This is a genomic window from Synechococcus sp. H60.2 (assembly GCF_047462315.1).
GTDB lineage: Bacteria > Cyanobacteriota > Cyanobacteriia > Thermostichales > Thermostichaceae > Thermostichus.
On record NZ_JANSIZ010000035.1, the window covers coordinates 17,793 to 28,818 of the forward strand.

Below are 11,026 nucleotides of genomic sequence, written 5' to 3' on the forward strand. Positions count from 1 at the left end.
CGAACCTCAAAGTCGGCCACGGGCACTTTGCAGTAGCGGGCCCACCAGCCCTGGGAAAAGGGTGTAGGCCCCCACCGCCCACTGAGCCATGCCCACCACGACCTCCGACTTCGACTGGCGAGCGGCGTCCCAAATGGCTGCAGCCACGTCTTCCGGCTGGCTGACCCAAAAACTCTCTAGTGCCTGTTGCATCCGCTGCCGCGCCGCGCTGCTTGAGCCTTGGGACTCGCTTTCGGGAGAGACCTCCGGCGCCGCCTCATCAACAAAAACGGCTCGCTTGAGAAAACTGCTGTTGACTGGGCCGGGGTGGACGCCAATTACCTGGATCCCATGGGGTTGCAGCTCTAGACGCAGCGCCTCCGTTAGCCCACTGACCGCATACTTGCTGGCACAATAGGCAGTCATCTGGGGCAGGGGCATCTTGCCGCCGATGGAGCCCACGTTGATGATCTGGCCTTGTTTGCGCTTCAGCATGTGGGGGAGCACAGCCCGGATGGTGTACAGGTAACCCCAAAAATTAACCGCCATCAGGGCTTGCCAGTGTTCCAGCGTAGTCTGTAGGAAGGGGCCGCTCAGGCAAATGCCGGCGTTGTTGATCAGGCAGTCGATGCGGCCGTAGCGCTCTAGGGTGGCCTCCACCAGGTTTTGCACCTGTTCCGGTTGCGTCACGTCAGTGGGGACAGCCAACACTTCTGCATTGAGGCTTTGCTCCAGCTCGATGGCTGTTTGCTTCAGGGTTTCAGCCGTGCGGGCAGCCAGCGCCAGGCGGTAGCCACCGCGGGCAAAAGTAAAGGCGGTGGCCCTGCCAATACCCTCGGAAGCGCCTGTAATTAAAACAACATCAGCCATCCTGCTGCTCCCCACTTTTTGGGTTAGGATTCTTCCTTCTGTTGTAACTCCTCCGGAGAGCGGGGATCCTTGGCCATCTGAGAGCGTATGATACGGAACGGCAGCAAAGATAGGGTTTATGGCCTCCACTTACTCGTTTGATATTGTCAGCGATTTCGATCGGCAGGAGTTGGTGAACGCTGTGGATCAGGCCCAGCGAGAGATCAAACAGCGCTACGACCTCAAGGATACCCAGACGGAAATTGCGCTGGAGGAGGGATCCCTAACCATCACCACTGCCAATGAGATGGCTCTCAATTCCGTTCGCGATCTGCTTCTCACCAAAGCGGCCAAGCGGGGCCTCTCCCTGAAGATCTTCGACTTTCAACCCCCGGAGAGTGCCGCTGGCAACCGGGTGCGCCAGGTTGTTCGTCTCAAAAGAGGTATCGATGCGGCGCTGGCCAAGCAGATTGCCAAGCAAATCCGCGACAACTTCAAGAAGGTGCAGCCCTCCATTCAAGGGGATCTGGTGCGGGTTTCCGGCAAAGACAAAGATGAGCTACAGGCGGTCATTCAAATGCTCAAGCAGCAGGATTACCCGGTGGCGCTGCAGTTTGTCAATTACCGGTAGCACGGCCACAGCAGGCAAGGGATCCCAGCTCGCGTAGCCCCTTGGCTCTTGGCTTTTTGGGAGCTAGCCCACAGAGAAGGCCAGAATCCTTTACCATGGGTAGGTAGTGATCTCCATCTCCAACCGCAGCTCTACCGCGCCAGTATGTACACCATTTCTGAGTTCGATCGCCTGATCCAGTTTCTCCCGGTGGAGATCCGACCCGAGGTGCAGATCGAGATTGGATCCCCTGACCAGTCTCGGGTTGTGCAGCCGCTCTGGCGCTTTCCCTGGCAGAAGTACACTCGCTTTGCCATCGACCTGAGCCGTTGGCAGAAGCTGAGCCCCGATCAACAGAAGATCTACTTTTTGCGGGAAGCCGTGATGGCCACCGAGCTGGCCTTGGGAGACAACTGGTCGGCGCTATTGCTGTATCCCGCCCTAATTGGGGCCGGCAGCATGGGCATTTTGGTGGAGCTGCAGATGGGAGATAACCTTGGCGTGGGCTTGGCAGCCGGCTTGGCGGCATCGGCGGTGTTTCTGCTGCGTAAAGCAGAAAAGGGACAAAAAGCGCAAGTCGCAGCCGATGAATTCGCCGTGCGCTATGCCTCCCAAAACGGCTACACCTCTGAACAAGCGGCTGCCATTTTGCTGAGTGCCCTGCAGCAGGTAGCCATCCTCGAAGATCGCGTTAAGGATGACTACGACACCACCATGCGCCGCCGCAACCTAGAGTTTTTGGCGCAGCGGGGCCTCGGCTCCGGCACCCTGACCATCAATCCCAAGTACCGCAACAAGGGCCAAGGCCCCAACCCCTACCAAAATCCCTTTCAGCGCTGAGCAGTCGCTGCGAGCTAGGTGGGGAATGACTTCTGACCCTCATCTTCGTTGAGTCAACACAACATGGCTGACGCCACGCTGCGCGAACCGATAGCGTACGGCTTCACGCTTCCCAGACTTGTTGGTACAGAGGTCTCAGCGTGCTGCCACCGTGCAACCCACGGCGGGAAACTCTCCAGAGATTGAACTTGTTCGCCTCACTTGTAGCACGAACGGCTTTCATCCCGACACTGATTGGCTCTTCACCCATACAGTGCGGGGCTTCCCGCCGATTAAGTTTGAGGAGCACCTAGGCTTGCTTAAGCTTCCTCTTCCAGTTCTTGGATCTCTTCCGTAGGGGTGTGTCCAGTCGCTTTGTCTTCCTCAATCTGAACTGTACCAGTAGGGTTGTAGTACCGGCGCACATCCCACTCAGTAATCCAACGGCGAATAATTGACCGCACGGTAGTTGTGCCGTAAAGAGGAGGGAGCTCAGACAGTGATGGCCGTACCCAATCAGGGTAGGCTTTCTGGTAGAGATCCGCCACCTTGTGCAACATCGCTTGAATGGCCACCTGAGCTTCCGAACAGGAACGGAGGGGGATAGCCCGCCGAATGGCCTCCATGCCGGCCCTTACAGCTTCCTCAGAAACATGCTTCTGGCGCGCCATCTCAGGCGCCTTCTCCCAATCCCCTTTTTCCTGCAAGATAGACTTCTCAAAGTCGCGGGTTACTGCTCCCACTAGAATTAGCGGAGCTGCTTTTAGTTCTTCAGGTAAAGTTTCCCTGCCAAACAAGTGGCCAAGAACGCGGTAGGACTTGACCCGCTGCAGGATGCTGTACTGTGCAATCAGCTCGATCTCATCCACCAAAACCACCAAGCCCCTGAGCCCTATGGCCCGACATAGCTGAGCAGAAAAAGCCAGGCGCTGCCAGTGCAGACTTTCCGCAGGAGGTAGCTTGCCGACGGAGTGAGCCCCTGCCAGACCGTGATCCCGAAGTCTCTGCCGCACCTCTGAGAGCCTCAGGGTGGGTTCACCGGCCCAAAAGCGGACAATAGCATCTAGTTTCTCATCGTCACCCTCTAGCCTTTGGTGTAAAGCTAGAGTAGCCGGCCACCAGCCCTCTCCAAATCGCCATTGGTTAACCCAAAGCTGGAACTCCTGGAAAGAAGGCTGTTTGTACTGCAGACGACCTGCAATGCCTTGGAGCCCGCGCTCAGCCATGTCAGGGAGTTCGATTTCGGCAAGGATGCGGGGAATTAGGCGACTAGGATTGCCAAGAGGCAGCTCTTTAGAGATGACGACCAACGAGGTGGCAAAACCCTGCTTCTTTGCTTTTTCCTGCAGAGTTAGTAGAAGATGAGACTTACCAGTTCCAAAGTCCCCCTTCACGAGCATCCCCCCAGGCTCTAAGCTGGGGGCGTTGCATAATTCCCAAAACTTCTCTTCGACCTCTTGTTGCCAAGAGCCAAGTTCTGCAACCGCAAATGGATTGGGAACACCGTTTCGCAGCGCTTCAATCGCTCGTCGGGCTACAAGTGATGCGCTCATTGAAGTTGAACCATAGTTGTACAAGGATTGGGATAATTGGGAGAATATACCTCGTTCTCAATTCGAGTTTGCAAGGCCCGGTACTTATGGTAGGACAAAAGTTCTGATTCAATAAAGTCTAGAGGAGCCATGAAGATTAGGACTGTTTTCTCAAGCTTACTCTCTGCATCGATAAACTCTCGCAAGGTTTCGTAAAGCTCAATAATTTGCCTACGAGTGAAGATTGGACGTCCATTTTCTCTTCGCTCGTAGTAATGAAACAGACTGACAAGAATTGCTGTCCAACCGAGCTGGCGCGTGAAAAGCCTCAGAAAAGAAAGTAGGATCTCTCGAGAACTTGTCCTATCAATTCTTCGAAAAATAGCTGCCCCACGCACTTGACTAATAGATTTCAGTGTGCCTTTGAGCCACTCCTGAACCGCAAGGCACAAACCTTCTAGAGTGCCTGGACTTTGGAGAGGCTCGTAGATAAGACGGGAAATAGCCTTGCGAAAGTCGAGAGCCAGAGAGTAGTCCTGAAAAATCAGCTTCTTAATTTCTCGCTGGAACTGTATGTTGATCTCGCGGGCCTCAACTTGGTAAAGCTCTGCCAGTTCCTCTAAAGTGCAGTCTTGAAGTTCTGAGCTGGGGGAATATCCAATTTTTCTGAGAATGCTATAGCGCAGTTCTCTGGCAAAAGATTCCCAGTCTACCCTCTGAGCAAGGGCAAACCAAAAATTCTCAATTGAATGTAGATTGATGCGCTCTTCGCTTAGATCAAAAAGCCGAAAAGAAGAAAGAGATAGCTTTTCCTGAAGAGATTTGTAGAGGTGGGAGTAGGAATCTTTTGGGACGACAGCTAGCTTGACGGTTGCACCACCCGCAGGGATGAAGGATCCCAGGTAGTCTTTCTCAAGACAACGCAGCCATAAATCAAGCTGTAGACGACTCTGGGTTTCCCCACTCATAGACGCTCAAACTCCAAAAGATAGTAAATATGTTCCTCACCGCGTTCATCGCGAATGCGATAGCAGCGACCTGAGCGCGTGCCTGTAGATGCAGAGAAGATCAAGCGATAGCCATCCACATTGTTGATTGGGTTTCGATCTAGAAGGTAAAGATGTCGCGTAAATTCTGCTTCTGTGTAGTCTGAGTTATTGAGGTGGAGAACATCGAAGACATCTCGCGCAGCTACACTTATGGAGTTAGGCAGTTGCTCCACACGCTTTCTCAGGTAGCCTGACGCAATTCTTGCTGCCTTCCAAATGAGCTGAAGGACAGCCTGGGGATCAGTCTCTTTGCTCTTGGCGGCTCTTGCTCGCTTGATCGCCTCAGCAATAGCACTGGGCCGCTGGGATCGGAAAATCTTGCGGTCGATACGTACCCCCTCTCTGGCGAAGTGCACTAAGGCAGGAAAGGCCACAAAAATGTTGGGATTCTCGGTAGGAAGCCAGGGCTGGTCTACCCGTTCCCCCACTTCGCGGGCCAGGTCTTCGAGGGAGGAGGTGGACAAAGCTTGCTGGGCTTGTTCAAGAGCTCGCCTCACCAGCTCCACTTGGGAGAGAGCCTTGTTGAGGGCAGAGCCGCAGCTTTCTACCTGGCGGTTTACTGCTTGGAGATCTCCCCTTCTGCTAGCAGCTTGGGCACTGCCTACCGCTTTCGTCACTTTCTTAGTTAGCTCAACCAAGCTGGCCAGCTCGCCGTCAAGAGCTTTGAAAGACTCTTCAAACATTTTTCTTCCAATTTTTTGACAAGGTAGCACTGCCAGGGAGTAAGATGCAAGACTCAGCCCCGCTTGGATTGCTCAGGGCATGCGCAGCTCCCCTTCCACCTCCAGGCGGGTGTAGGGGCCGACGGCGAGGAAGCGCTCCCCTAGCATTTCGGCAGCGGCAGGTTGGATCCAGCCCATGCGCTGCAGCAGGTGCAAAGCCAAGGCATATTTGGCCCGCGCGGCCCCATCCTGTACCTTGATGGCCAGGCCCATCCCCTCTCCGACGCGCCCAATGCACTGGATCCCTTCGGCGCCGGACTTGCTGACCAGCTCTCCCTGGGTAGCCCGCATCAATTCTGTATCGAAACATCCCTGTCCGGCCACCATTTCCGGGTGGTGGGTCATGGCGCGGGCGATGGCCTCCAAGTCGGGCCGCTCGCCGGCAGTCAGTTGGGCAAATAGAGAGGCCAAATGGTTCAGTTGCAGTTGGTAGGTGGGCACGCCGCAGTCATCGCGGGCAAACAAAAACTCTTCCGAGGGCATCTGCAATAGATCCGCCAACTTAGCCCGCACCAGGGCCTGAACGGGGTGTTGCCGCTGGGCGTAGTCCGGCAGGGTCCAGTTCTGGGCGCGGCTTGCTAGCAGCATGCCAGCATGCTTGCCGGAGCAGTTGTGGCACAGGGGGCTGGGCTTGCCGGGTGGGGTGGGGCAGACCAGCAGCTCGGGAGACAGGTCGGCGCGCCAGAGCATGCTGAACACCTGCCGCGCATGGGCCGTGGTGCCCTGATGGGATCCGCACATAATGGCGATATCCTTCTCGCTGAGGCGGTAGCGCTCGCGGATGCCGGTGGAGAGCATGGCCAGCGCTTGGAAGGGTTTGAGCGCAGAACGGGCAAAAACAGGGGTGGTGCTGTTGCCGGCCATGGCCAGGGAGCGCCCGCGGCTATCGGCCACGACCGCTTGGCAATGATGGATAGATTCGGTCAACCCTTCCCGCAAAACATGGATCAACAGCTCGGGGGTGGTGGAACGATTCTCAAATGACATGAAATCCTGGGAAAGGGCCGACGAGTCTGAAAAAAGGATGTGTACTTTAATCAAATCATACGCGCAGATCCGGCGCGAGACGTTGTCGGAACCTTTCTAAGTAGCAAAATAGAACAGTTGCCTCTGGATCCCTGACTTCTGCCATGTCCTTAGCTCCACTGGTGTTTTTGGTTTGTCACGGCAGCCGGGATCCGGAATACCAACAGGCGGCGGCGGATTTGCTGGCCCGCGTGCGGCAGCGGCTGGCTCCTCAGCCGGTGGAGCTGGCCCAGTTGGAAGGTCAGCCCCTGACCTTGGCAGAGCAGATTCACAGACAATTGGCCTCCTGTCTGGATAGAGTCGATGGGCCGGTGGTGCTGCTGTCGCTGTTTATGGGCGGGGGATCCCATGTGGAGGAGGATTTGCCGGCTGCGGTGGAGCAGGTTCAAGCTCGCTGGCCGCGCCTGCAGTTGCTGCTGACGCCCCCCATCGGCCAGCACCCAGCCCTGCTCGATTTGGTGGCGGCTCGCGTGGTTGCGGCGCAGCGGTTGGGGGAACTGACCCACGGCTGGATCCTATTTGGCCATGGCAGCCGCCTGCCGGGATTTGCCGCCCAGCTCCAGGCCGGGATCCAAGCTCTGGAACAGCGCCTGCCCGGAATCCCCATCCACCTGGCTTTTGCCGCCCAGCCCCCGACACTGGAAGCGGCTGTAATCCATTGCCTGCGTCTGAGCCAGTATCGCCTGCGGGTGCTGCCGTTTTTTCTTTTTCCGGGCGGTCTGCTGCGCGCTTTACAAGAACAAGCTCAGCGGCTACAGCGAGAATGGCCCTTGCTGCAGATTACGGTGGAGCCGCCCCTCTGGCGGGATCCCCAGGTGGTACAGGCCATCCAGGAGACCCTGCAGACGGCCTGTCTGACCGGGAAGTAGGGTTGGTTGGTCAAAACTGTCTTGTTCCAGCAGAATAGATATTTCCGACAAGCTATTGGGATTTGAGATGGGCAAAGTGTATCTGGTGGGGGCAGGGCCTGGGGATCCGGGACTGCTGACGGTGAAGGGCAAAGCGCTGCTTGCCCATGCGGACGTGGTCATCTACGATGCCCTGGTGGGATCCGCAATTTTAAATTTGATCCCCCCAACGGCAGAACGAATCTACGCTGGCAAGCAATGTGGCGCCCATACCCTCCCGCAGGAGCAGATCACGGCCTTGCTGATCGAGAAAGCCCAGACGGCAGCCGTGGTGGTGCGCCTCAAGGGCGGGGATCCCTTCATCTTCGGGCGGGGGGGCGAGGAGATGCTGGCCCTGGTGCAGGCCGGGATCCCGGTGGAAGTGGTGCCGGGAATTACGGCGGGCATGGCCGCCAGCGCCTATGCTGGGATCCCACTCACCCATCGCGACCTCAGCTCCTCGGTTGCCTTCGTAACCGGCCATGAGGCGGTAGGGAAATACCGCCCCCAGGTCAATTGGCGTGCCCTAGCCGAGGCCGTAGAAACCTTGGTGATCTACATGGGTATGCACAACCTCGGCCACATCGCCGCCGAATTGTTGGCCGGCGGCAAAGCTCCCGACACCCCCGTTGCCCTGATCCGCTGGGGCACCACGCCGGAGCAAGAGATTCATCTGCTCCGTTTGGAGACTCTAGCCGGTCAGCCCTCGCCTGTAGCACCGCCCGCCATTGTCGTGGTGGGAGCGGTGGTCAATCTGGCCGGCCTGTTGCCCACTCTATGTCCGCTTGCCCCTTCAGAGCCTCAATGAACGCCTTTTTTCGCAAGCTGAGGGCGCTCTTTGCCGCCTACTACGCCTACATGCTGGAGTACCGGGCGGAGCTGATCCTGTGGGTGTTGGCCGGATCCCTGCCCTTGATCATGATGGGGCTCTGGAGCGAAGCCGCCCGTTCAGGAGATTTCTCGCTCTCTTCCCTGGAGTTCAGCCGCTATTTTCTGGCCGTGTTCCTGGTGCGCCAGTTCAGCATCACCTGGGTAATCTGGGACTTTGAGCGGGAGGTCGTCGAAGGCAAGTTATCGCCGCGTCTGTTGCAGCCTCTGGATCCCGCTTGGCACCACGTCGCCAGCCACCTGATGGAGCGCCTGGCCCGTCTCCCCTTTACCATAGCTTTGATTGCCTTCTTTTTCCTGCTCTACCCCCGTGCTTTTTGGATCCCGTCTTGGCAACAGGTGGCACTGGGATCCCTGGCCATTCTGTTGGCTTTTGCCCTGCGCTTTCTTATGCAGTACACCCTGGCGCTGCTGGCCTTTTGGGTGGAGCGGATATCGGCTCTGGAGCAGCTTCATTTCTTGGTGTACCTGTTTTTGTCGGGGGTGATCGCCCCTCTGGAGGTGTTTCCACCGGCGGTGCGCCAGGTCTTGGCCTGGACGCCCTTTCCCTACTTGGTACATTTTCCCGCCGGCCTCTGGGTGGGGATCCCACAAGATATCCCGCGCGGTTTTGCCATGGGCCTGGCCTGGCTGGGGCTGTTTTGGCTGGTCAACCGCTGGCTGTGGCGCAAGGGTTTGCAACGCTACTCCGGGATGGGAGCCTAAACAAACCTATTTCCCAGTCCGCCTGAGCCGGCAGCAAGACTGCTTCTGGAACGACTATTATGGGGCAGGGGTTAGTTGATCGCCAGCATCCTATCTGGACTTAAACTTGCGGCAAGAGGTGAATAGCGCCCTCAGATCATCTCTTTAGTCATTCCTCAACAGCCTCTCCCCCTAGTCATCATGAAGCGCGTATTGGTCGTAGATGACGATCCCCTCTCTTTAAAGGTGCTGAGCCGCCACTTGACTCAGCATGGCTATCGGGTTTGTACGGGCGCTTCGGGTGTAGAAGGGCTGCGCCTGTTTGCCCAAGAGCAGCCGGATGTGGTGGTGTCGGATGTGGTGATGCCGGAAATGGATGGCTTCGAGTTTTGCCGGCAACTGCGCCAACAGCGGGGCGGCGAACTCGTCCCCTTTATCTTCCTCTCCTCTCGCAGTGAGCTGGACGACCGCGTTCAGGGCTACGAGTGGGGAGCCGACGACTACATCATCAAGCCCTTCGAGCCGCTGGAGTTGGTGGCCAAAATCGAGGCGCAAATCGAACGAGCCCGCCGCACCCAGTTGGAGATTCTGCGCCTGATCCAGCAGCAGACCCAGGCCAAATCCGAAGCCGCCCCCCGCTCCAGCTTAGCCGAGCTTCCCCTCACCCCCGCCGAAGAGCGGGTGTTCCGGGAAGTGATCCGCGGCCTCACCAACAAGCAAATCGGCGAGAAGCTGTTCATTAGCCCGCGCACTGTGCAAACTCACCTGACCAACATCCTCAGCAAGCTTTCTCTGGAAAATCGCTCGCAACTGGTGCGCTTTGCCTACGAACGGGGCTACGTCCCCCAGGAAGAGTCGGGCGACAAAAAATAGGCTGGGCGAGAGAGGGATCCCTCCTAGGCCAGGTGGAGTCTCAAGACGGCAGGCGTTGCCCTGCGCACCCGGCAGGGAATTCGCTCCCTGCCTAAGCGAACAAATGCCTCGTAGCGGTGGCAGCCAGAGAACCCGTAGTACTCTCCCTCCACTTCCAAAACCTCGATCGGCTCCTGCAGGCCGATGGCTTCGATGGAAGCCATCAACGCCTGCACTTTCTCCGGATCCGTCTGCCGCGGCAAGGGGCGACGAATTTGGGCCAGGGGAATCTCCCGAATGTGCGCCATGGTGAATTTTCTCCCTAGGTAAGCTTCTTAATCATACTCGTTATGACTTTGCTCTAGCAAGACTTGCAGAGGGAGTGGATTCTCAGGGCAGAGCATGGCAGGATAGCACCATTCCTCACTGCCCTTTCGCTCAGGAGCCAACTTAGCCATGTGGCAACTCCTCCAAGCTTTCTGGGGAAAGATCGCCGGCCAGGCTCCCCCCGTACCCCCTGGCAAGGTCCCACAAACCTCCCCTGGCGAGATGCCGCTGCAGCCACCTTCTCCTCGCCCAGCAGAAGCCTCTCAGCCCACGCCGGAACCTTCCACTCCAGCAGTGGCTGGGCAAGGTGGGGAAGCGGCGGTGGTGATCGCTGCTCAGGAGCAATCCCCGGACTCTAATGCAGTGGAATTTCTCCTGGGCACCTCTACAGCCAAAAGCATCGGCAGCTTCTGGGCCATGGCCGATACGGGATCCCGGATTTCCCGCATTGCTTCCGCCACCGACGGTGGCCGTGCAGTCAGTTCTATTGCAATTCTCACTAGACTCTCCAGACCAGGCCTTGGCTGAGACTTGGGATCCCTGACCAGATGTCCCATCTTGCCATGGCTGCTGTTGCTCCCTGGCTGGGGTCAACGGCTGTCAGCGCCGGTTTGGAGAAGGTTGCAACACACAGCAGAGTAGCTTTGTAGCCCCGTACTCAGCGCTCGGCGCCGCTAGCGCGAGTAGTGCGGGGCGGGAAAGCCTTAGAGCAGCTTTAGCTGCTGTTCAACGTAAGGCGCGGGATTCCCCACCCGGGTGGGGAGGGATAGCGCCTCCTGACTGATTCTGGATATATCGCTTC

Annotated in this window: 13 protein-coding genes; 7 read left to right on the plus strand and 6 right to left on the minus strand. The window is 57.5% G+C overall.

The window, feature by feature from the left end; all coding sequences use genetic code 11:
• Positions 1 to 6: 6 nt before the first annotated feature.
• Entirely contained in the window at positions 7 to 849 is an 843-nt protein-coding gene (locus NW845_RS07215) for an SDR family oxidoreductase (protein WP_414365422.1), read from the minus strand.
• A 118-nt stretch (positions 850 to 967) separates the two neighbouring features.
• On the opposite strand from NW845_RS07215, the gene NW845_RS07220 reads away from it, so the two are divergent.
• Positions 968 to 1,459 (plus strand): YajQ family cyclic di-GMP-binding protein, encoded by a 492-nt coding sequence (locus tag NW845_RS07220; protein WP_414365420.1) that lies wholly within the window; start codon positions 968 to 970, stop codon positions 1,457 to 1,459.
• A gap of 144 nt (positions 1,460 to 1,603) precedes the next feature.
• A complete protein-coding gene (locus NW845_RS07225) occupies positions 1,604 to 2,278 on the plus strand; it encodes a DUF3318 domain-containing protein (protein WP_414377788.1) in 675 nt (224 codons plus the stop codon).
• A gap of 299 nt (positions 2,279 to 2,577) precedes the next feature.
• Here the strand turns inward: NW845_RS07225 and NW845_RS07230 are convergent, their stop codons facing one another.
• The 4 genes from NW845_RS07230 to NW845_RS07245 form a co-directional block, all read right to left on the minus strand.
• A complete protein-coding gene (locus NW845_RS07230; RefSeq protein ID WP_414377789.1) occupies positions 2,578 to 3,834 on the minus strand; it encodes a BREX system ATP-binding domain-containing protein in 1,257 nt (418 codons plus the stop codon).
• Positions 3,807 to 4,757: a hypothetical protein gene (locus tag NW845_RS07235; RefSeq protein ID WP_414377791.1), complete on the minus strand. Its 951-nt coding sequence runs from the start codon at positions 4,755 to 4,757 to the stop codon at positions 3,807 to 3,809. The genes NW845_RS07230 and NW845_RS07235 overlap by 28 nt, the downstream gene beginning before the upstream one ends.
• Positions 4,754 to 5,521, minus strand: coding sequence for a hypothetical protein (locus NW845_RS07240; protein WP_414377794.1), 768 nt, complete (start codon positions 5,519 to 5,521; stop codon positions 4,754 to 4,756). The genes NW845_RS07235 and NW845_RS07240 overlap by 4 nt, the downstream gene beginning before the upstream one ends.
• Before the next feature lie 72 nt (positions 5,522 to 5,593).
• Entirely contained in the window at positions 5,594 to 6,547 is a 954-nt protein-coding gene (locus NW845_RS07245; RefSeq protein WP_414332471.1) for an asparaginase, read from the minus strand.
• Between the two features lie 143 nt (positions 6,548 to 6,690).
• Here NW845_RS07245 and NW845_RS07250 point away from each other — a divergent pair, with 143 nt between their 5' ends.
• From NW845_RS07250 to NW845_RS07265, 4 genes are all read left to right on the plus strand, one after another.
• On the plus strand, positions 6,691 to 7,455 hold the full coding sequence (locus NW845_RS07250; protein ID WP_414377797.1) for a sirohydrochlorin chelatase: 765 nt from the start codon (positions 6,691 to 6,693) through the stop codon (positions 7,453 to 7,455).
• Positions 7,456 to 7,522: 67 nt separating this feature from the next.
• Complete coding sequence (gene cobA, locus NW845_RS07255) at positions 7,523 to 8,281, plus strand: uroporphyrinogen-III C-methyltransferase (RefSeq protein ID WP_414377798.1); 759 nt, start codon at positions 7,523 to 7,525, stop codon at positions 8,279 to 8,281.
• Entirely contained in the window at positions 8,278 to 9,066 is a 789-nt protein-coding gene (locus tag NW845_RS07260; RefSeq protein WP_414371131.1) for an ABC transporter permease, read from the plus strand. Before cobA ends, NW845_RS07260 begins: the two co-directional genes overlap by 4 nt.
• Before the next feature lie 180 nt (positions 9,067 to 9,246).
• Positions 9,247 to 9,918 (plus strand): response regulator transcription factor, encoded by a 672-nt coding sequence (locus NW845_RS07265; RefSeq protein ID WP_414366405.1) that lies wholly within the window; start codon positions 9,247 to 9,249, stop codon positions 9,916 to 9,918.
• Between the two features lie 23 nt (positions 9,919 to 9,941).
• On the opposite strand, the gene NW845_RS07270 is transcribed toward NW845_RS07265, so the two are convergent.
• Entirely contained in the window at positions 9,942 to 10,205 is a 264-nt protein-coding gene (locus tag NW845_RS07270) for a ParB N-terminal domain-containing protein (RefSeq protein WP_414366403.1), read from the minus strand.
• 241 nt (positions 10,206 to 10,446) lie between these two features.
• Here NW845_RS07270 and NW845_RS07275 point away from each other — a divergent pair, with 241 nt between their 5' ends.
• Positions 10,447 to 10,752, plus strand: coding sequence for a hypothetical protein (locus NW845_RS07275; RefSeq protein ID WP_414377801.1), 306 nt, complete (start codon positions 10,447 to 10,449; stop codon positions 10,750 to 10,752).
• Positions 10,753 to 11,026 lie beyond the last annotated feature (274 nt).